General features: G+C 67.0%; 20 protein-coding genes. 19 read left to right on the forward strand and 1 reads right to left on the reverse strand.

The window, feature by feature from the left end:
• The first annotated feature begins 131 nt into the window (after positions 1-131).
• Positions 132-284, forward strand: coding sequence for a hypothetical protein (locus MUN85_RS09860; RefSeq protein WP_250506550.1), 153 nt, complete (start codon positions 132-134; stop codon positions 282-284).
• 97 nt (positions 285-381) lie between these two features.
• On the opposite strand, the gene MUN85_RS09865 is transcribed toward MUN85_RS09860, so the two are convergent.
• On the reverse strand, positions 382-1341 hold the full coding sequence (locus MUN85_RS09865; RefSeq protein ID WP_250506551.1) for a 1,4-dihydroxy-2-naphthoyl-CoA synthase: 960 nt from the start codon (positions 1339-1341) through the stop codon (positions 382-384).
• A gap of 59 nt (positions 1342-1400) precedes the next feature.
• On the opposite strand from MUN85_RS09865, the gene MUN85_RS09870 reads away from it, so the two are divergent.
• From MUN85_RS09870 to nuoL, 18 genes are all read left to right on the forward strand, one after another.
• Complete coding sequence (locus tag MUN85_RS09870; RefSeq protein ID WP_250506580.1) at positions 1401-2597, forward strand: isochorismate synthase; 1197 nt, start codon at positions 1401-1403, stop codon at positions 2595-2597.
• Entirely contained in the window at positions 2594-3559 is a 966-nt protein-coding gene (locus MUN85_RS09875; RefSeq protein ID WP_250506552.1) for an o-succinylbenzoate synthase, read from the forward strand. The genes MUN85_RS09870 and MUN85_RS09875 overlap by 4 nt, the downstream gene beginning before the upstream one ends.
• Positions 3560-3564: 5 nt before the next feature.
• Complete coding sequence (gene menD / locus MUN85_RS09880) at positions 3565-5175, forward strand: 2-succinyl-5-enolpyruvyl-6-hydroxy-3-cyclohexene-1-carboxylic-acid synthase (RefSeq protein WP_250506581.1); 1611 nt, start codon at positions 3565-3567, stop codon at positions 5173-5175.
• A 54-nt stretch (positions 5176-5229) separates the two neighbouring features.
• Entirely contained in the window at positions 5230-6528 is a 1299-nt protein-coding gene (locus MUN85_RS09885) for a S1C family serine protease (protein WP_250506553.1), read from the forward strand.
• 45 nt (positions 6529-6573) lie between these two features.
• Positions 6574-7278: a demethylmenaquinone methyltransferase gene (locus MUN85_RS09890; protein ID WP_250506554.1), complete on the forward strand. Its 705-nt coding sequence runs from the start codon at positions 6574-6576 to the stop codon at positions 7276-7278.
• Between the two features lie 81 nt (positions 7279-7359).
• A complete protein-coding gene (locus MUN85_RS09895; protein WP_092562016.1) occupies positions 7360-8667 on the forward strand; it encodes a geranylgeranyl reductase family protein in 1308 nt (435 codons plus the stop codon).
• 18 nt (positions 8668-8685) lie between these two features.
• Positions 8686-9045 (forward strand): NADH-quinone oxidoreductase subunit A, encoded by a 360-nt coding sequence (locus MUN85_RS09900; RefSeq protein WP_222842350.1) that lies wholly within the window; start codon positions 8686-8688, stop codon positions 9043-9045.
• 8 nt (positions 9046-9053) lie between these two features.
• Positions 9054-9608: a NuoB/complex I 20 kDa subunit family protein gene (locus tag MUN85_RS09905; protein ID WP_092562021.1), complete on the forward strand. Its 555-nt coding sequence runs from the start codon at positions 9054-9056 to the stop codon at positions 9606-9608.
• Positions 9605-10360: an NADH-quinone oxidoreductase subunit C gene (locus tag MUN85_RS09910; RefSeq protein ID WP_222842351.1), complete on the forward strand. Its 756-nt coding sequence runs from the start codon at positions 9605-9607 to the stop codon at positions 10358-10360. The genes MUN85_RS09905 and MUN85_RS09910 overlap by 4 nt, the downstream gene beginning before the upstream one ends.
• Positions 10357-11691, forward strand: a complete 1335-nt coding sequence (locus MUN85_RS09915) for an NADH-quinone oxidoreductase subunit D (protein ID WP_250506555.1) — start codon at positions 10357-10359, stop codon at positions 11689-11691. Before MUN85_RS09910 ends, MUN85_RS09915 begins: the two co-directional genes overlap by 4 nt.
• Positions 11688-12455, forward strand: coding sequence for an NADH-quinone oxidoreductase subunit NuoE (nuoE, locus tag MUN85_RS09920; RefSeq protein WP_250506556.1), 768 nt, complete (start codon positions 11688-11690; stop codon positions 12453-12455). Before MUN85_RS09915 ends, nuoE begins: the two co-directional genes overlap by 4 nt.
• Positions 12452-13777: an NADH-quinone oxidoreductase subunit NuoF gene (nuoF, locus tag MUN85_RS09925; RefSeq protein WP_250506557.1), complete on the forward strand. Its 1326-nt coding sequence runs from the start codon at positions 12452-12454 to the stop codon at positions 13775-13777. Before nuoE ends, nuoF begins: the two co-directional genes overlap by 4 nt.
• Positions 13774-16404, forward strand: a complete 2631-nt coding sequence (locus tag MUN85_RS09930) for an NADH-quinone oxidoreductase subunit G (protein WP_250506558.1) — start codon at positions 13774-13776, stop codon at positions 16402-16404. Before nuoF ends, MUN85_RS09930 begins: the two co-directional genes overlap by 4 nt.
• Positions 16404-17756 (forward strand): NADH-quinone oxidoreductase subunit NuoH, encoded by a 1353-nt coding sequence (gene nuoH / locus MUN85_RS09935; RefSeq protein ID WP_250506559.1) that lies wholly within the window; start codon positions 16404-16406, stop codon positions 17754-17756. The genes MUN85_RS09930 and nuoH overlap by 1 nt, the downstream gene beginning before the upstream one ends.
• Positions 17757-17805: 49 nt before the next feature.
• On the forward strand, positions 17806-18432 hold the full coding sequence (gene nuoI, locus MUN85_RS09940) for an NADH-quinone oxidoreductase subunit NuoI (protein ID WP_250506583.1): 627 nt from the start codon (positions 17806-17808) through the stop codon (positions 18430-18432).
• Positions 18429-19319 (forward strand): NADH-quinone oxidoreductase subunit J, encoded by an 891-nt coding sequence (locus tag MUN85_RS09945; protein ID WP_250506560.1) that lies wholly within the window; start codon positions 18429-18431, stop codon positions 19317-19319. Before nuoI ends, MUN85_RS09945 begins: the two co-directional genes overlap by 4 nt.
• Positions 19320-19324: 5 nt before the next feature.
• Positions 19325-19615: an NADH-quinone oxidoreductase subunit NuoK gene (gene nuoK / locus MUN85_RS09950; protein ID WP_284501105.1), complete on the forward strand. Its 291-nt coding sequence runs from the start codon at positions 19325-19327 to the stop codon at positions 19613-19615.
• A gap of 12 nt (positions 19616-19627) precedes the next feature.
• The gene (nuoL, locus tag MUN85_RS09955) at positions 19628-21592 is read left to right on the forward strand and encodes an NADH-quinone oxidoreductase subunit L (RefSeq protein WP_250506561.1); all 1965 of its coding nucleotides are present in this window, start codon (positions 19628-19630) and stop codon (positions 21590-21592) included.
• Positions 21593-21614: the final 22 nt, after the last annotated feature.

The following is a 21614-nucleotide window of genomic DNA, read 5'->3' on the forward strand; positions in this document are numbered from 1 at the left end:
GCGATTAGCCGTAGCGCTTATCAGGAGGAGGGCCTGAGCTACGCACGCGACTTCTCGTCTGGTCTCCGCAGGGGGAGACCAGACGATCAAGACCCGGCCACGGGGGTGGCCGGGTCTTTCTTTGACTACGCTTGAGTCATGGCCCATCACGCCCCGCCGCCGCAGCGGATATCTGGCTGTACTCGAGTCTCGCCTACGTGATCGTCGTCGCCTTCACCGCGCTCACGGCACGAACGGGCGAGCCGCTGCGCTACCGGATGGTGGGCACACCCTCGATTTCCTGACGCTATTTTGGGGATTCGTGCGCCCCCTGATCAGCCCGAGCCGGCAAACGCTTGGCGACCACCTCGCCAAGGTCTACGTCGTAAACGCGGCAGGCGCCTAGTAGTAATACGGGAAGGGCGACCAGTCCGGATCGCGTCGCTCGACAAACGCGTCCCGGCCCTCAGCTGCTTCATCCGTCATGTAGGCCAGGCGCGTGGCTTCGCCCGCGAAGACCTGCTGGCCCGCGAGCCCGTCGTCGGCGAGATTGAACGCGAATTTCAGCATTCGGATCGCCTGCGGTGACTTGGTGGCGATAATGCGGGCGTACTCGAGCGCCAGGTTTTCGATCTCGGCATGATCGGCGACCTCGTTGACCACGCCCCAGCGCTCGGCATCCTCCGCGCTGTATTCGCGGGCGAGGAAGAAAATCTCGCGGGCGCGCTTGTCCCCAATCTGGCGGGCGAGCAGGGCCGAGCCGTACCCCGCGTCGAAGGAGCCGACGTTGGCATCGGTTTGCATGAAGCGTGCGTGCTGCCGCGAGGCGATCGAGAGGTCCGCCACGACGTTGAGGGAATGGCCGCCGCCGGCCGCCCAGCCGGACACCACGCAGATGACGACCTTCGGCATCGTGCGGATGAGTCGCTGGACTTCCAAAATATGCAGCCGGCCCGCGCGGGCGGGATCGATCTGCTCCCGCCGGGTGTGCGGATCGGCCTGGGCGTCCGCGCCCGCGACCTCGTAGTGGTAGCCGGCGCGCCCGCGGATGCGCTGATCGCCGCCGGAGCAAAACGCCCAGCCGCCGTCCTTGGGGCTCGGGCCATTGCCGGTGAGGATGACGGTCCCCACGTCGCTTGTCATGCGGGCGTGATCGAGCGCGCGGTAGAGCTCATCGACGGTGTGTGGCCGGAAGGCATTGCGGACCTCGGGCCGGTTAAACGCGATGCGGACGGCGGGTAGGTCCTCGCCCGAGTCCGGGTCGATGGCACGATGGTAGGTCATGTCGGTGAAGCCGAAACCCGCAACCTCGCGCCACAGGCGGGGGTTGAATGGCTGGCCAGCGCTTTCGTGAGGTGTCATACGCATTAGAGTAGTTGAGTCCCTCGTAACCCCCATCGAAGGAATCCGACTTGTCCCAGGTGAGCCCGCCCGACCTTGCACAACTGCATGCCGGGCACCAGCCGACCATCTGGCGGCACGGCAGCGACGCCGAGTCCGTCCAGACGATCGGAGTCGGCGAATTCGCGCGACTAACTGCCTCCGGGCGCGGCCGCTTCGAGGAATTGCAGGAGCAGTTTTCCGCGCTGTGCGCCGCGCTGCCCGCCTACACCTCGGGGGTGCGTGCCTTTGTCTCCGGCACGTTTTCGCCCGTCTCGCAAGCCACCAGCGTGCTCATCGTGCCGCGCATCCAGTGGCATATCGGACCCGCCGGGGTGCGCGTCATCGACTTGAGCGACCTCATGGCCGAGGCGCCGGAGGTGCCGCAGCCGCCGCGCGCGGCGAGCCGAGTCGTGGCGCAGCATGCGGGTGAGCTCAGCGACGAGGCGTTCCTGACCGGGGTGCGCGAGGCCGTGCGTCGGATCGAAGCGGGCGAACTTGCCAAAACGGTCCTCGCGCGCGATGAGGTCATCGAGCTCGACGGCCATGTGCCGATCGGGCCGCTCGCGGCGGCGCTCGCGGAAGCCTACCCGACGTGCTGGACCTACTACGTCGATGGCTTGATCGGCGCGAGCCCCGAGATGCTCGTGCGCGTGCGAAACGGTGAGGTGGCCTCCCGGGCGCTCGCGGGCTCCGCGCCCGTCAGCGGCGACCTCGATGCCGATGAGGCCGCCGCCGAAGACCTCATGACGAGCGCAAAGGACACGAGCGAGCACGCCTATGCGGCGCGCAGCGTCATCGAGGTGCTGCGCAGAATCGCCGACGTCCAGGTCTCCGATACCCGCGTGCTGCGCCTGCCCACGATCATGCACCTTGCCACGGACGTCAGCGGCTACCTGCGCGGCGAACACTCGGCGCTGCAGGTCGCGGGCCAGCTGCACCCCTCGGCCGCGATCTGCGGCACACCGCGCGAGGCCGCGGCGCGGGTGCTGGCCGAGCTCGAAGGCTTTGACCGCGGCCGCTACTCCGGGCCCGTCGGCTGGGTCGATGACTCCGGCAACGGCGAATTCGTCATCGCGCTGCGCTGCGCGCGCATCGAGGGGCGCGCGGACGGTCAAGACCTGCGGATGTATGCCGGCGCCGGCATCGTCGTCGGCTCCGACCCGCAGCGGGAACTAGCCGAAACGTACACGAAGATGCTGCCCATTCGGCGCGCGATTGCGCGGGTGCTGCCATGATCGCCGTCTACGGCGCGGGCCTGCGCGCGAGATTCCGGGGCCTGGACCGCCGCCACGGCATCATCCTGACGCGCGAGGGGCGCGCCGCGGAGTTCTCGCCCTTCATCGAATACGACGACGCCTACGCCGCCCGCTGGCTGGCGTGCGCGCACGAGGCCCTGGCGGGCGAGTTACCCGCGCCGCGCCGCGATCACATCGCCGTCAACGTCACCGTGCCCGCCGTCGATCCCGAACGCGCCCACGCCATGGTGCTCGCCTCGGGCGGCTGCACCACGGCGAAGGTGAAAGTCGCCGAGGCGGGCCAGGACCTGAGCGCCGACCTCGCGCGGCTCGAGGCCGTGCGGGACGCGCTCGGGCCCGCCGGCCACATCCGCGTCGATGCTAATACCGGCTGGGACCTGAGCGAAGCGGCCCGCGTGCTACCGCAGCTGGACCGCGCCGCCGGAGGCCTGCAATACGCCGAGCAGCCCGTCGCCGACGTCGCCGACCTCGCCGCCCTGCGCCGGCAGATCGATGTGCCGCTGGCCGCCGACGAATCGATCCGGCGCTCGGCCGATCCGCTCGCCGTGAGGCGTCTGGCCGCCGCCGACTACGCCATCATCAAGGTCCAGCCGCTCGGCGGAGTGCGCACCGCGATGGACCTCGCCGAGGCCCTCGCGCTGCCCGTCGTTGTCTCCTCCGCGCTGGAATCCTCCGTCGGCATCGCGCTCGGGGTGCGCCTGGCCGCCGCGCTGGATTGCGAGCTCGCCTGCGGCCTGGCCACCGTCAACCTCTTTACCGAGGACGTCACGAGCAGCCCGCTGCGCCCGAGCGGCGGCATGCTGCCGGTGCGCGATGTCGTGCCCGATCGGATCGATGCGGTGCGGGAGTCGGGCGAGATGGAGCGCGTGTGGCGCGAGCGGCTGGCGCGCGTCGCGGCGCTCGCAGGAATCGATCTATCCGGCTACGAGGACGAGCAGTGAGCGCCATGGCCACCGCGCGCGAGATCGTCGCCGCGCTGATCTCCGGCGGCCTGCGCGACGTCGTGCTGGCGCCGGGCTCGCGCTCCGCGCCGCTCGCCTACGCCATCGCCCAGGCCGAAGCCGCCGGGCGGCTGCGGGTGCTCGTGCGCGTGGACGAGCGGGCCGCCGCGTTCTCGGCGCTCGGCATCGCGCTCGCGACCGGGCACCCCGTCGCGATCGTCACGACCTCGGGCACGGCCGTTGCCAACCTGTATCCCGCGCTCGCAGAGGCCGACGCTGCCGCCGTGCCGCTCCTCGCGCTCACCGCCGATCGGCCGCGCGAGCTGTGGCGCACCGGCGCCAACCAGACGACGAACCAGGTCGCGATGTTCGACAACGTCTCGCGCGCCTGCCTGCACCTCGATGCCGACGCCACTAATGCGAGCGCCGTCGTGGCGGAGGCGCTGGCGGCCGCCCGCGGGCTGAGCTCGCCCGCGCCGGGCCCCGTCCAGCTCAACGTCTCCTTCCGGCCGCCGCTCACCCCGGAGATCGGCGACGAGCCGGCGCCGCTGCCGGAGACTGACTGGCAGGCACCGCCGGCCCCCGCCGGCGCCGATATCGCCGAGGTCCTCGCCGGCCTGGAGGCGCCCGTCGTCGTCGCGGGGGACAAGGCCGATCACATCGCGGGCCTCGCCGAGGCGATCACCGCCACCGCCACGCCCGTCTTTGCCGAGCCGTCCTCCAACCTGCGCGACCTGCCGAGCGCCCTGACCTCCTACGTCGCGCTGCTGGCCGACAGCCCACTCGCCGCGGAGATCAGCGACGTCGTCATCGCCGGCCACCCGACGCTCACCCGGCCCGTCACCGAGCTCATCTCGCGCCCGGATCCGGCCCCGATCGTCCTTGCCGCCCACGATCGCTACACCGACCTGACCGGCGGCGCCGCGCGCGTCGTGCGGGTCGCGGCGGGGGAGCCGGGCGCTCGCGGCGAGCTCCCGCAGCTGCCCGAGACGCCCTGGCTTGCCGCCTGGCTCGCGGCCGATCGCGCCGTGGCGGCGCGCCCCGCGACGCCGCTCGAGCGAGCGGCGCTCACGGTATGGCAGGACTCGGCGCGCCAGGGCCTCGACCTGCTCGTCGGCTCCTCCTCCACGATCCGTGCGCTCGACCGCTTCGCCCCGGCCCGTGAGCAGCACGCCGGGCTACGCGTATGGGCAAACCGCGGCCTTGCCGGCATCGACGGCACGATCGCCACCGGCTGGGGACTGGCCCTTGGCAGCGGACGCCCGGTGCGTATCGTGTGCGGGGACCTGACCTTCTTCCACGACGCCTCCGCGCTGCTGCGCGGTCGGCTCGAAGCCGGCGTCGACCTGCAGGTCATCGTCCTCAACGATGCGGGCGGCTCGATCTTCGCGGGGCTCGAACACGGCGAGCTGGCAGCAACCAGCGAGGCGGGAGCGCGGCGCTTCGCGCGCTATTTCGCGACGGAACAAACCGGCAGCATCGGCGGCCTTGCCGCGGCCTATGGCGCCGGCTCTACCCGCTGCCGCGAGGAGGGCCTCGCGACGCTGCTCGCCGCCGGTGTGTCGGGCCTCACCGTCATTGAGGTTGAAGTCTCAGCTAACCTTCAGGATCGCTAAAGTCGCGTCTCAGTTGCTCGGGGTTTCCTTATCTATCAGAAAGGACTAACCCACATGAATGACTCGCAGCGCCCACCTGAGCCGAACCAGCCTTCCCAGCCGGCGTGGATCCGGCCCGACACCGGCTACTCCACCTCCGGCTATCCCGGCTCCACCCACCCGGCTCCCACCCGCCCGACGGACACGCGTCCGCAGCCCGGCCCCGAGGCGGGCCGCCGCCGGCCGACCTGGGCGGCGCTCCTCGGCACCTCCCTGGCCTCCGCGCTGCTCGCCTCCGGCGTGACGCTTGGCGCGGGTCACCTCATCGAGCCCACCTCCCAGCAGACGGCGTCGCCCGGCGTATCCACGACGACGAGCGCCGACACCTCCACGAACGCCCGCGCGGCGTCGTCTGGAGCCCTGCCCAACTGGGAGGCCGTCGCGAGCGAGGTGAAGGATTCCGTCGTCTCGATCTCGATGCGCAGCGCCGACGGCTCCGGTAACGGCTCGGGCGTCATCTTGGATAACACGGGCCATATCCTCACCAATAATCACGTCATCGACGGCGCCCGCGAGATCGTCGTGACGCTTGCCGATGGCCGGATGCTGAAGGCCAAGGTGCGCGGCACGGATCCCGCCACCGACCTCGCGGTCCTCACGCTCGATGACCCGCCGAGCGACCTGAAGCCGGCGACCTTCGGCGACTCCAGCGGCCTAACCGTTGGCCAGCCGGTCGCGGCCGTCGGCAACCCGCTCGGGCTGTCCTCGACGGTCACGACGGGCATCGTCTCTGCCTTGAACCGCCCGGTCACGACGTCCAAGGTCAGCCAGGACGGCCCCTTTGAGCAGGTCGTTGACCGCGTGACGACGAACGCGATCCAGATCGATGCCTCCATTAACCCCGGCAACTCCGGCGGCCCGATCTTCGACGCCACCGGCAAGGTCATCGGCATCTCGTCCTCGATCGCGACCCTCGGCCAGCAGGGCAAGGCCGGCTCGATCGGCCTCGGATTCGCGATCCCCGCCAATCTCGCCTCCCGCGTCGCCGATCAGCTCATCGCTAACGGCGTCGCCGAGCACGCCTTCCTCGGCGTCGGACTCGCCACCGGCCAGGCGGCCACCGATTCCGCGGTGCGCGCCGGCGCCCAGGTGCGCAGCGTTGAGGACGGCTCCCCGGCAGGTAAGGCAGGCATCCAGGTCGGTGACGTCATCGTCGCGATCGACAAGAACGCCGTGCAGTCGGCCGACTCGCTCGTGGGCTACGTCCGCCAGTATGCCTCGGGCGATACCGTGACGGTCAGCGTCGTTCGCGGCGGACAGACCAAGGACATCGAGGTCACGCTCGCGGCCCGCCAGGATCAGCCCCAGCGCTAGCGAGCGGGTTCGGCACCCCGGCGCGGGCCGTGAGACGATTGGGCCATGACCCGCGCCGAACTCGATAAGAACCCCCATGCGGTCGCCGCGATGTTTGATGACGTCGCCTCCCGCTATGACCTCACCAATGATCTGCTCTCGGTTTTCCAAGACCGGATCTGGCGAGTGGCGACGAGAACCGCGGTGGGGGCCCTGCCGGGCCAGCGGGTCCTCGATCTCGCGGCGGGCACCGGAACCTCGACGGAGGAGTGGGCCGATCGCGGGATCAACGTCGTCGCGTGTGACTTTTCCGAAGGGATGCTCGCCGTCGGCAAGCAGCGCCGCGACGATATTCCCTTCATCGCCGGCGATGCCATGGCCCTGCCCTTTGCCGACGAGACCTTCGATGCCGTCACCATCTCCTTTGGGTTGCGCAATATCGCCGACACCGCCGCGGCGCTCACCGAGATGTATCGCGTGACGAAGCCCGGGGGCCGCATCGTTATCTGCGAGTTCTCCACGCCGACCTTCGCGCCGTTGCGCGCGGCCTATGAGTTTTACCTCGGCACGGCGCTGCCGACCATCGCCGGAGCGTTCTCCTCCAACGCTCCGGCCTACTCCTACCTGATGGAGTCGATCCTCGACTGGCCGGCACAGCGCGAACTCGCCCAGATCATGCACTCGGCTGGCTGGCGCGGCATCAAGTGGCGCAACCTTTCCGGGGGCATCGTGGCCCTGCACCGGGCGCACAAAGTGCCACCCGTCACTTAGGGTTGCCTAGCAAGAGGATTCGATGGGCGGTTTGTAGACTTTGGCTACGTGTGTGCCTTCCCGTCCGGGCATACCGTGAACATGCTGGGAGCAGTAACAGTGGAGTGGAACTCTTCAGGCGATGCGGATGTCATCGTCGTAGGCGCCGGCCCCGCCGGTAGCTCCACCGCACACTATCTAGCGCAACTGGGCCACCGGGTCATCGTGCTCGAAAAGGCCGAATTCCCGCGCGACAAGGTGTGCGGCGATGGCCTTACCCCGGGAGCGGTGCGCGAACTCCTCCTCATGGGCGTCGATATGGATCCCGCCAAGGGCTGGATGCGCAACAAGGGATTGCGCGTCATCGGCGGCGGACACACGATCCACCTGCCCTGGCCCGAAACCACGACCTACCCGAATTACGGGATGGCCAAGGCTCGCACCGGGCTCGATGAATCGCTGATTCGCCACGCTCAGGCCTCCGGTGCCGAACTCATCGAAAACACCACCGTGACCGAGCCGATCCGGCTGAAGTCCGGACGGATTGTGGGCGTCAAGGCCCGCACGAAGAACCCGGATGGCTCCCGCGGCCAGGAGCGCGAGTACCGCGCCCCGATCGTTGTCGATGCGGGCGGCGTCTCGGCGCGGCTGGCGACCCGGATGGGGATCGAGAAACGCGACGACCGACCCATGGGTGTCGCCGTGCGCACCTACTTCAAGACCCCGCGCCACGATGATGAGTGGATGGAATCCCAGCTCGAGCTGTGGGATGGTCCGCGCGAAGCGTCCAACCTGCTGCCCGGCTACGGCTGGATCTTTGCCCTAGGTGATGGCACCGCGAACGTCGGACTCGGATCCGTGTCCTCCACGGCCAAGGCAACCAAACTCGACTACCGCGCGATTTTCAAGGCCTGGATGGCCAATGCCCCCGAATCTTGGGAATTCACCGAGGAAAACCAGCTCGGCCCGCTGAAGTCCGCGGCCCTGCCGATGGCCTACAACCGGCAGCCACACTATTCACAGGGTCTCATCCTCGTCGGCGATGCCGGCGGGATGGTCTCGCCGTTCAACGGTGAGGGCATCACCTATGCGTTGAAGGCCGGACGCATCGCGGCCGATGTCGTGACGCAGGCGCTGGCCCGCACCAGCGCTTACGGCCACGAAAAGGCACTGCGTGCTTACCCGGCGGCCATGGCGGCCGAACACGGCGGGTATTTCGCGCTCGGAAAAGTCTTCGTCAAACTCATTGAAAACCCCGATGTGATGCGAATCTGCACGAAGTACGGGCTCCCACGGCCCACACTGATGCGTTTCGTTCATAAACTGTTATCGGACGGGTACGAACATCGCGGCGGCGATGCGATGGACCGCATCATCGCCACGCTGACTAAAATCGTTCCCGCGTCGTGACCGGATAAGAGAGACATCATGAATCCATACGTACCCCTCCTGGTGATGATGGCCGTCGCCGCCGCGATGGCTCTCGGTGGCTTGGCCGCGTCCGCCGTCATTGGGCCCAAGCGTTACAACCGCGTCAAGGTCGCGAACTACGAGTGCGGTGTCTCCCCGACCCCGCGCGCCGAACACTCCGGCCGCTTCCAGGTCAAGTACTACTTGATCGCGATGACCTTCATCATCTTCGACATCGAAGTGGTGTTTCTCTACCCGTGGGCAGTCGCCTTTGACCAGCTGGGCCTGTTCGGCCTGGTCTCGATGCTCACGTTTATTTTCTTGATCTCGGTGCCCTTCATCTACGAATGGCGCCGCGGCGGACTGGAATGGGACTGAGGTAAAGCATGGGTATCGAAGAAAAGGCACCATCCGGCTTCATGCTGACAAGCGTGGAGAAAATCGTTGGCCTTGCACGTAAATCATCCGTCTGGCCCGTCACCATGGGTCTGGCCTGCTGCGCGATTGAAATGATGGCCACCGGTACGCCGCGGTTCGACATTTCGCGTTTCGGTATGGAGGTCTTCCGCGCCTCGCCGCGTCACGCCGACCTCATGATTGTCTCGGGCCGCCTGTCGCACAAGATGGCGCCGATCATCCGCAACGTGTACGACTCCATGCCGGAACCCAAATGGGTGATCTCGATGGGCGTGTGCGCCTCCTCGGGCGGCATGTTCAATAACTACGCGATTGTCCAGGGCTGTGACCACGTCGTGCCCGTCGACATCTACCTGCCGGGCTGCCCGCCGCGCCCGGAAATGCTGCTCAACGCAATCCTGGAGCTGCACGAGCAGATCAAGAACGAGCCGCTGGGCGTGAACCGGGTGGAAGCCGCCCGGGCCGCCGAAGCCGCGGCGCTGCGCGCGACCCCGATGCATCTGATGAACGGAGAGCTGGCGTGAGCGAAGACAACACCAAGGCGAGCAAGGACATCGCCGTCACGGATGCCATCGGTGCCGCGGTCGACCCCGCAACGGCGCACCGCCAGCTTCCGATCATCGACACCCGCAAGGGCATGTTCGGAGCCGCCGGCTCGGGGGATACCTCGGGCTTTGGTGGCCTCGTGCGCGAGATCCGGATGCCGGATCCCACCGAGCCGCCCTACGGTTCCTGGTTCGATGAGTTCATCGAGGTGCTACGCGAACTTCTCCAAACCGATGGCGTCAACCCGGATGACGTGATCGAGGCCGTCGTCGTCGATCGTGGCGAACTCACGGTCTACATCGAACGCAGCCACATTGAGCGCGTCTGCCGGCACCTGCGCGATGACCAAGACCTGCGCTTCGAACTGTGTCTGGGGGTATCCGGGGTGCACTACCCGCACCAAACCGATCGCGAACTACACGCGGTCTACCACTTGATGTCCATCACCCACGGTGGCCGCGTGGTGCGCCTGGAGGTCACGTGCCCGGATTCCGATCCGCACATCCCCTCGGTCGTGTCCATCTACCCCGGCAATGACTGGCAAGAGCGCGAAACCTGGGACTTCTTTGGCATCGTCTTTGACGGCCATCCCGCCCTCGCCCGCTCCCACATGCCCGATGACTGGGTAGGACACCCCCAGCGCAAGGACTACCCGCTCGGCGGCATCCCCGTGGAATACAAGGGCGCCACCGTCCCGCCGCCAGATACTCGGAGGTCGTACAACTCATGAGCGTGCACGCTACAGGTCCCGTCTTTGAAGACGCCACCCTCTCCGAATACACCGCCTCCGGCGGGGACTGGGACGATATCGCGGCCGAGGCCGAACGCGTTGGCGAAGAGCGCATCGTCGTCAACATGGGCCCGGTCCACCCCTCCACGCACGGCGTGCTCCGCCTCATCCTCGACATCGAGGGCGAGACGGTTAAGGAACTGCGAGTCGGCACCGGCTACCTGCACACGGGTATCGAAAAGAACATGGAGTTCCGCACCTGGACCCAGGGCGTGACCTTCTGTACCCGGATGGATTACGTGGCCCCGCTGCACAACGAACTCGGCTACGTCCTTGCCGTGGAGCGCCTGCTCGGCATCGAGGACGACATTCCCGAGCGTGCGAAGGTTATCCGCGTGATGCTCGCTGAGCTCAACCGGATCGCCTCTCACCTCGTTGCCATCGGCACCGGCGGTAACGAAATGGGCGGCACGACCATCATGACGATCGGCTTCCGTGGCCGCGAGGAAATCCTGCGCATCCTGGAACGCATTACCGGCCTGCGCATGAACCACGCCTACTTCCGTCCCGGTGGCGTCGCACAGGACCTGCCCCCGGGCACGACGGACTATATCCGTGAGCTGCTGCCCAAGGTGCGCCGCGATGTCGGCGAACTGCGTGACCTGCTGGCCGCCAACCCCATCTTCAAGCTGCGGATGCAAAAGGTCGGCTACATCTCGATCGCGGGAGCGCTCGCGCTGTCCCTGACCGGGCCGTGCTTGCGCGCGGCCGGCTTGCCGCTTGATATGCGCAAGCTCCAGCCCTACAGCGGCTACGAGACCTACGATTTCGAGGTCCCCACCCGCACCTATTCCGATCCGTATAACCGGACGATGGTGCGTTTCGATGAGTGCTACGAATCGCTGAAGATCGTCTACCAGTGCCTGGAGCGCCTGGAGGCCAGCGAAGGTGAGCCCGTCATGGTGGCTGACAAGAAGATTGCCTGGCCCGCCCAGTTGTCCATCGGAAGCGACGGCCAGGGCAACTCGCTGGCGCACATCAAGGAGATCATGGGGACCTCCATGGAGGCCCTCATCCACCACTTCAAGATTGTCACCGAAGGCTTCCGCGTTCCCGCCGGCCAAGCCTTCTCGGTTACGGAACACGCGAAGGGTGTCCTCGGCGTGCATGCGGTCTCCGACGGCGGTAACCGCCCCTACCGGGTGCACTTCCGCGAGCCCAGCTACGCGAACCTGCAATCATCAGCCATGATGGTCGAGGGCGGCATGATCGCCGACATCGTCGTCACCATGGCCTCAATCGACCCCGTGTTGGGAGGCGTTGACCGGTGAGTGAATCCAGCTACCCCGAGCAGGTGTATGCGACCCTGCGCGGCGAATGCGAGCAGATCGTCGCCCGCTACCCGCACGCGCGCTCCGCGCTCGGCCCGATGCTCCACCTCATCCAGTCCTACGACGGCTACGTCTCGCCGCGAGGCGTCGCACTGTGCGCTGACGTACTGGGCATTACCCGCGCCGAGGTCTCCGCGGTCGCAACCTTCTACTCCCAGTACCGCCGCCGCCCCAACGGCGAATACAACGTGGGCGTGTGCACCAACGCGCTGTGCGCGGTCATGGGTGGCGACATCATTTACGAGACGCTGTCCGAAGAGCTCGGCGTCGGCCACACCGAGACGACCGAAGACGGCAAGATCACCCTGGAAGCCCTCGAATGCAACGCGGCCTGTGACTACGCGCCCGTCATTATGGTCAACTGGGAATTCTTCGACAACCAGACGCCCACCTCGGCGTTGCAGATCGTCGAGGACATCCGCGAAGGCAAGCCGATCCATCCCACGCGCGGTCCCGAAACCGTTGGAACCTTCAAGGAAATCTCTCGCGTGCTGGCCGGTTTCGAAGACGGTCGCGCCACTGAAGGCGTGGCCGCGGGCGAAGCCAGCCTGTTGGGCCTGAAGATCGCTCGCGATCACAACTGGCGCGCACCGGAGCCCTCAGAATCCGGTTCCGCCGATCCCTACGCCGGTACCGAAGACGTGGGAGAGCCCGGATCGTCGGCCGATTACGACGGCGATGCGAAGCAAGGAGCAGACGAATGAGTTTTTCCACTCCCGGAACCCTCACCCCGGTCTTGACCGACCTGTGGGATAAGGATGCGCCCTACTCCCTTGCGACCTACCGCGAACACGGGGGCTACGAAGCATTCGCCAAAGCCCTGCAGATGAGCCCGGAAGAGGTCGTCAACCAGATCAAGGACTCGGGACTGCGCGGCCGTGGCGGCGCGGGCTTCCCGACCGGGCTGAAGTGGTCCTTCCTGCCCCCGCCAGATGGCGGCCCTCGCTACCTCGTCGTCAACGCCGATGAGTCCGAGCCGGGCACCTGCAAGGACATTCCCGTCATGATGGCCGATCCGCACGTGCTCATCGAGGGCGTCGCGATCACCTCCTACGCCATCGGCTGCACCCACGCGTTCATCTACCTGCGTGGCGAGGTCGTCCACGTCTACCGCCGACTGCTGAACGCCGTGCGCGAAGCCAAGGAAGCGGGCCTGCTCGGAACCGGACTCGGTCCGCGCGGCGACTACGAGCTCGAGGTCACCGTGCACGCCGGTGCCGGCGCCTACATCTGTGGTGAGGAAACCGCGCTGCTCGACTCCCTCGAGGGCCTGCGCGGCCAGCCGCGCCTGAAGCCCCCGTTCCCGGCGGTCGCGGGCCTGTACGCTCGCCCGACCGTCGTCAACAACGTCGAATCCATCGCCTCGGTGCCGGGCATCATCGCCCACGGCAATGACTGGTTCAAGGCCATGGGTACCGAAAAGAGCGCCGGCCACGGCATCTTCTCGGTCTCCGGGCACGTGAAGAACCCGGGCCAGTTTGAAGCCCCGTTTGGTATCACCATGCGCGAGCTCATCGAGATGTGTGGCGGCATGCGCAACGGCCACCGCCTGAAGTTCTGGACGCCGGGCGGCTCCTCCACGCCGATCTTCACCGAAGAGCACCTCGATGTGCCGCTCGACTACGAAGCTGTCGGGGCCGCCGGATCCATGCTCGGTACCCGCGCCCTGCAGGTCTTTGACGAGACCACTTCGGTCGTTCGCGTCGTGCGCGGTTGGACCGATTTCTACCAGCACGAATCCTGCGGCAAGTGCACCCCGTGCCGCGAAGGCACGTTCTGGATGCGCCAGATCATGCACCGCCTGGAAGCAGGTAAGGGCGAGCCCGGCGACGTCGATCTCATCAACGAGATCGCCGGCAACATTTTGGGCCGTTCCTTCTGCGCGCTCGGTGACGCCTCGGCGACTCCGATCCAATCCGGCATCAAGTATTTCCGTGACGAGTTTGAAGCAGGCCTGACAACGCCCGCGCGCGAACTCTTCCCCTACGAAGCGACCGCCGTCTTTACTGAGGCAGGTGTCCGATGACGACGACCACTCCCAAACCCGGTAGCGAAGCCGTCGAGCTAATCAACGCCACCATCGACGGCGTCACCGTCGAGGTTCCCAAGGGAACGCTGATCATTCGTGCGGCTGAGCAGGCCGGGATTCACATCCCGCGGTTTTGCGATCACCCGCTCCTGAAGCCGGCCGGCGCCTGCCGCCAGTGCTTGGTCGATGTGGCGATGCCCGACCGCGAAGGCAACATCCGCCCGATGCCCAAGCCTCAGGCCTCCTGCACCATGGAGGTCACCCCCGGCATGGAAGTGAACACCCAGCACACCTCCCAGGTCGCGGACAAGGCGCAGCAGGGCATCATGGAGTTCCTGCTCATCAACCACCCGCTGGATTGCCCGGTCTGCGATAAGGGCGGCGAATGCCCCCTGCAGAACCAGGCGATGAGCAACGGTCGCGCCACTTCGCGATTCATCGACATCAAGCGCACCTTCCCCAAGCCGATCCGCGTGTCCACCGAGATCCTGCTCGATCGCGACCGCTGCATCCTGTGCCAGCGCTGCACCCGGTTCTCCGCGCAGATCGCCGGTGATCCGTTCATCGCGCTGCAGGGCCGCGGCGCCGGCAGCCCCGGCATGGAGTTGCACGGCCTGCACTCCTCGCAAATCGGCACCTTCGACGAGAACATCCTCGACTTCGCCGACACCGGTCACGCCGAGCCGCACGTCATCGCGCCGGACCTGACCGGCCCCGACGGGGAGCCCGGCCTGACCGCGGGACTCGCCGCGGGACCCGTCGGCGCCGCCGAGCGGGATGAATCCGGACGCACCTTTGCCTCCTACTTCTCCGGCAACACGATCCAGATCTGCCCCGTGGGGGCCCTGACGAGCGCGACCTACCGGTTCCGCTCGCGCCCCTTCGACCTCATCTCTACGGCTTCCGTCGCGGAGCATGACGCGTCCGGCGCGGCCATCCGCGTCGACGTGCGGCATGGCACCGTCATGCGTCGCCTGTCGGGCGACGACCCGGAGGTCAACGAGGAGTGGATCACCGACAAGGACCGCTTCGCCTTCGCCTGGCAGGACGCCCCGGACCGGCTGCGCGCCCCCATGGTGCGCGACGAAGAAACCGGCGAGCTCGTCGAGACCTCCTGGTCCGAGGCGCTGTCCATTGCGGCCGATGGGCTGAAGGACGCGCTCGCGCGCGGGGGAGTGGCCGCCCTGCCCGGTGGCCGCCTCACCCTGGAGGATGCCTTCGCGTGGTCGAAGTTCGCGCGCGTCGTGTTGCAGACGAATGACGTGGACTACCGCGCCCGCGCCCACAGCGCGGAAGAAGCCGCCTTCCTCGCCTCGCACGTCGCGGGCAGCGGGCTCGGCGTCACCTTCCGTGACCTGGAATTCGCGCCCGAGGTCTTCCTCGTCGCACTGGAATCCGAAGAAGAGGCCGGAAACGTCTTCCTGCGCCTGCGCAAGGGCGTCCTGGAAGGCCGCGTCCACGTCTCCACGCTCGCGCCCTACCTCACGCGCGGTTCGCGCAAGCTCGGCGCCGACCTCATCTCCGCCGCCCCCGGCACCGAACCCGAGGTGCTCGCGGCGATCGTGGACGGCTCCGCGCACGAGAACCTCAACGCCCTGGCTGGACGCCTGTCCGCACCGGGCGCGATCATCGCCGTTGGTGAGCGCGCCGCCCAGGTGCCTGGCCTGCTCAGCGAAGTGACGGCACTGGCAAAGCGCAGCGGAGCACGCCTCGTGTGGATCCCGCGCCGCGCCGGCGAACGCGCCGCGCTCGAGGCCGGTCTGCTGCCAGACCTGCTGCCCTCAGGCCGCGCCGCGAGCGATGCGGAAGCCCGCGTCGATGTTGCGAGCGCCTGGGGAGTCTCCGAGCTGCCGAGCGCTGCCGGCCGCGACCTGACCGAGATCCTGCTCGCACTGAACACTGGCGAGCTGCCCGCGGCCATCGTCGGCGGCTTTGACCTGGCCGATCTGCCGGATCCCGTCCTCGCCGAGCGTGCACTGCGCGCCGCCTTCGTCGTCCAGCTCGAGGTTCGCCGCTCTGCGGTCACGCCGACCTCCCAGGTCGTGCTGCCCGTCGCGCCGCCGGTCGACAAGGCCGGAACCTTCCTGAACTGGGAGGGGCGCTTGCGTCCCTTCGGCCAGGTTCGCACCTCGCACTTCTCCTCTGATCGCGAAGTCCTTGCCGATCTCGCCCGCGAGTTCGACATTGATCTCGGCATCGATTCCCTCGAGGAGGTTCACGGCCAGATCACCGAACTGCTCGAGTGGAGCGGCGCGACGCCGGCCTTCGAGCACCGTGCTGCTGGCGAGGTGCCGCACGCCTCCGGCAACGAGGCGGTTCTCGCGACGTGGCGCATGATGCTCGATAGCGCGAGCGGCCAGGACTGCGAGCCGCACCTGGCGGGTACCGCGCCGCGCGCCGTTGCTCGCATCAGCCCGGAATTCGCCGGTGAGCTCGGCCTGGCAAACGACGACCTCGTGACCGTTACCGGTCCCGCCGGCGCCGTGCGAGTCCCCGTCGCGATCACCGACATGCCGCATCACGTCGTCTGGCTGCCGCAGCATTCGCCCGGCTGCTCCGTCTACACCGACCTCGGGGTGGGCGCTGGCGACATCGTCACCTTGGAAGCTAAGGAGGCCAACTAATGAGTGCCCTCGCCTTCCCCTTTGACGCGCATCCCGTCGCGGATATCAGCAACGACCCGTGGTGGATCGTCCTTATCAAGGCGGTCTTCATCCTCGTCTTCCTGCTGGTCTCCGTGCTCATGGCGCTGTGGGTGGAACGACGTGGACTGGGCCGGATGCAGACCCGCCCCGGCCCGAACGTCCACGGCCCCTTCGGTCTCTTCCAGGCCATCGGGGACGCCCTGAAGCTGGTCTTGAAGGAAGACTTCATGCTCAAGGGCGCGGACAAGTTCCTCTACCTGCTTGCGCCGTTCATCGCGGCCTTCACCGCCTTCATGGTCTACGCGGTGCTGCCGTTCGGGCCCGAAGCCTCGATGTTTGGCCACACGACGCCGCTGCAGCTGACCGACTTCCCCGTCGCGGTGCTCTACATCCTGGCCATCACGGCCTTCGGCGTCTACGGCATCGTGCTCGGCGGCTGGTCCTCCAACTCCACCTACCCGCTGCTTGGCGCCGTGCGCTCCTCGGCGCAGGTGATCTCCTACGAGCTCGCCATGGGCCTGTCGCTCGTCTCGGTCTTCCTCGTCTCCGGATCGATGTCGACCTCGCAAATCGTTGACGCGCAAACCCGCCTGTGGTGGTTCATCGCCCTGCTGCCGGCGTTCATCGTCTACATCATCTCGATGGTCGGCGAAGTCAACCGGTTGCCCTTCGACCTGCCCGAAGCCGAAGGCGAACTCGTCGCCGGCCACATGGTCGAATACTCCTCGATGAAGTTCGCGTGGTTCTTCCTCGCCGAATACATCAACATGTTCAACGTCTCCGGCGTCGCCGTCACCCTATTCCTCGGTGGCTGGCGAGCCCCGTGGCCGCTGTCGATGATCGGCGACGGCATGCTGAACACCGGCTGGTGGCCCATGCTGTGGTTCATCACCAAGGTCTGGATCGTCATGTTCTTCATGATCTGGGTCCGCGGTACGCTCGTGCGCTTCCGCTACGACCAGTTCATGAAGCTCGGCTGGAAGGTCCTCATCCCCGTCGCCCTCGTGTGGGTGGCGATGGTGGCGATCGTCCAGGGCGTGCGTCGCTTCACCGACATCCCGCTGACCACCCTGCTGATGGTCATCGGTGGCGTCTTCGCGGTCGCCATCGTGATCATGCTGCTCATCCCCGAAAAGAAGAAACCCGAAACACTGACCGACGACGGCTACGAACTGACCGACGGAATCGTCACCGATTCCGACGAGCCGTTCGACGCCTTCGCGGGCGGCTACCCCGTGCCGCCACTGCCGGGGCAGCACCTGCCGGAATCGCCGCGCGCCAGCCGCCGGCAGCCTGGCACCGCCGTGGTTGAGGAGGAAGCTGATGTCTAAGGACATGGACAAGGCCCGCACCCGCGGGGAGGTGACACGCCGCGAACCCATGCGGTTCGCTCCCGACGAGAAGGGCGCTCTAGGCAAGCTGTTCGCCCCGGTGGCGGGTTTCGGGATCACCATCTCCTCGATGTTTCGCCCGACGGTCACCGAGCAGTACCCGTTTGAAAAGGTCCCGACCCAGCCGCGTTACCACGGCCGTCACCAGCTCAACCGATATGACGACGGGTTGGAAAAGTGCATCGGCTGCGAGCTGTGCGCCTGGGCCTGCCCCGCGGACGCGATTCTGGTTGAAGCCGGCTCCAACTCACTGGACGGACAGTTCTCTCCGGGTGAGCGCTACGGCCGCGTGTACCAGATCAATTACCTGCGCTGCATCTTCTGCGGCCTGTGCATCGAGGCGTGCCCCACGCGCGCCCTGACGATGACCAACGAATACGAACTCGCGGGCCCCACCCGTGAGGGCCTGATCTACGAAAAGCAGGACCTGCTCGCTCCGATGGAGCCGGGCATGCTTGCCGCCCCGCACCCAATGGTCGAGGGCACGACCGATGACGACTACTACCGCGGGGAGGTCACCGGCCCCACCACGGAGCAGATCGACTGGGTCCGCGCCAACCGGCCGGAGGATCCGACCTTGAAAGACGCGAGCGCAGCGAAGGGAGACCGTCCATGAGCCCGCTGCTTCCCCTCGCCGTCGCGCCCGCGGCCGAACCCGTGATCGGAACGGGTGAAACCGTGCTGTTTTGGATCATGGCGCCGCTCATGGTCATCTTCGCGCTCGGCCTCATCTTTGCGAAAAAGGCCGTCTACGCGGCCGTGTCCATCGTCTTTGTCATGATCTGCCTGGCGTTCATGTACACCGCGCTGGAGGCGCCCTTCCTCGGGGTCGCCCAGGTCGTGGTCTACACCGGCGCGATCATGATGCTCTTCCTGTTCGTGCTCATGCTCGTCGGCGTGGATGCCTCCGATTCGCTGGTCGAGACGATCAAGAACCAGCGCTGGGTCTCCGCGGTTGCGGCTCTCGGCCTCGTGATCGTGCTCGCCGGCGCCCTCGGCTGGGCCACCCTCGGTCAGCCCGCGGGGCTCGCCGAAGCCAATGCCGCGACGAACCCCGTCGGCGTCGCCGAAGTGATCTTCGGTAAGCACGTCTTCGCGATGGAACTGACCGGCGCGCTGCTCATCACCGCCGCGCTCGGAGCTCTCACGCTCACCCACCGCGACCGCCTGCACCGGGCCATCACCCAGCGCACCGTGGCCGATGCCAAGATGCGCGCGTGGGCCCGCGGAGATGGCCGGATCAGCCAGCTGCCGACCCCGGGCGTCTACGCCCGCCACAACGCCGCCGACGTGCCCGCGCTCGCGGCCGACGGTAGCCCGATCAACGCCTCGGTACCCAAGGTGCTGCGGGTGCGCGGCCAGCAGCGTGAGATCGGCGAGTTTGCGCTCGATCCCGCGGCCCATGTTGATGATCACGTCGCGCAGTCCGGGCTCGCGAACATGCCGGGCACCCCGGCCCCCGAGCTCCCTGCGGCCATGATCGATGAGGAGGATGCCAAGTGAGCATCATGAACTACCTCGTGCTGTCGTCAATCTTGTTCTCGATCGGCGCGATCACGGTCCTCGTGAGGCGCAACGCGATCATCGCGTTCATGGGTGTCGAGCTCATGCTCAACGCCACCAACCTCGCGCTCGTGGCCTTCTCCCGCATGCACGGCGGCCTGGACGGTCAGGTCATGGCGTTCTTCGTCATGGTCGTCGCCGCCGCCGAAGTGGTGATCGGGCTCGCGATTATCGTATCCATCTTTAGAACCCGCAGGTCCGCGTCGATCGACGACGTGTCCCTGCTGAAGAACTGAGGTGCCTAGCTCATGACTGGACTACTGACTGCCTCTCAGTTCCCCCTCGCAATCGAGATCGGGACCACCCCGGCCACGGGCGCGGCCTCGCTCGCATGGCTGCTCATCGCGATCCCGCTCGCCAGTGCCGCGATCCTGCTGCTCGCCGGACGCATGTCCGACCGGTGGGGGCACTGGCTTGGCGTGGCCGCCTCCTGGGCGTCCTTCGGGCTCGGCGCCGCGATCCTCTTCCAGCTCTTCGGGCTGGCCCCCGAGGCGCGCTCCATCGAGCTGCCGCTTTATGACTGGATGCCGGGACTCGTCGATGGGGGAGCGATCGGGCTGCTGCTCGACCCGCTCTCGCTGACCTTCGTCATGCTCGTGACCTTCGTCGGCTCCCTCATCCACGTCTACGCCGTGGCCTACATGGAACACGATCCGGACCGGCGACGCTTCTTCGCCTACCTCAACCTCTTCATCGCGGCGATGCTTACGCTCGTGCTCGCGGATTCCTACCTGCTGCTGTTCGTCGGCTGGGAAGGTGTGGGCCTCGCGTCCTACCTGCTCATCGGCTTCTGGAACCAGGTGCCCGAGTACGCGACGGCCGCTAAGAAGGCCTTCGTCATGAACCGCATCGGTGACGCCGGTCTGCTGCTCGCGATGGCGACGATGTTCGCCACCCTCGGCAGCGTCAAATACGCCGACGCGTTCGCCGCAGTGCCCGGCACGTCGACCACCTGGCTGACCGTCACCGGCATCCTGCTGCTCGTGGGCGCGTGCGGTAAGTCCGCGCAGTTCCCCTTGCAGGCATGGCTCGGTGACGCCATGGCCGGCCCGACTCCGGTCTCGGCGCTCATCCACGCCGCCACGATGGTCACGGCGGGCGTTTACCTCGTCGTGCGTTCCGGTGCGATCTACGCCGGTGCCCCGACGGCCCAACTCCTCGTCGCCATCATCGGCGCAATCACGCTGCTGTTCGGTGCGATCGTCGGCTGCGCCAAGGACGACATGAAGAAGGTCCTGGCGGCCTCCACCATGAGCCAGATCGGCTACATGATGCTCGCGGCCGGGCTCGGCCCGATCGGTGCCGCCTTCGCGATCTTCCACCTGCTCACCCACGGCTTCTTCAAGGCCCAGATGTTCCTCGGTGCGGGCTCCGTCATGCACGGCATGGACGATCAGGTCGACATGCGGCGCTTCGGTGGGCTCAGCAAGTACATGAAGGTCACGTGGATCACCTTCGCCATTGGCTGGCTGGCGATCCTCGGAGTGCCCCCGTTTGCGGGCTTCTTCTCCAAGGACAAGATCATCGAAGCCGCCTTCGTTGGCGATGGCCTGCGGCCGTGGATCTTCGGTCTCATTGCGCTGCTCGGCGCCGGCATCACCGCGTTCTACATGTCGCGACTGTTCTTCATGGTCTTCCATGGCGACAAGCGCTGGTCTAAGACGCGCGAAGGTAAGGACATGCATCCGCACGAGTCGCCCGCCCTCATGACCGTGCCGATGATCGTGCTGTCGGTCTTTTCCATCGGGCTCGGCCTCGCGCTGACCTACGTCTGGGACTTCACCGCCTGGCTCGCGCCGGTTACCGGTGAGGTTGAGCATCACGAGCCCGTGATCGCGGTGCCCGTCATCATGGGAGCGACGCTCGCCGTCGTCATCCTGGGCGTGGCGCTGGCCTACGTGCTCTTTGCTCGCCGCGAGGTGGCCACCACCCCGCCGGAGACCAACGCTCTGGTGCGCGCGGCTCGCGCCGACCTACACCAGGACGCTATCAACGAGGCCGTCTTCATGGCGCCCTCGCAAATGCTCACCCGGGGTGTGCAGGAAGCAGACCATCTGGCCGTTGACGGGCTCGTCATGGGCGCTGCCCGCGGAACGGGCGCGCTTGGCAGATGGTTCGGCAAACTCCACAACGGCTACGTCCGCTCCTACGCGGCCATCACCGTCGTCGGCGTCATTGTGGCGCTGGTCGTCGTGTTGGCTTCACGGATCTGACCGGGAAGAACAGGAGAAAACT

The organism is Bowdeniella massiliensis, assembly GCF_023634005.1.
GTDB lineage: Bacteria > Actinomycetota > Actinomycetes > Actinomycetales > Actinomycetaceae > Bowdeniella > Bowdeniella massiliensis.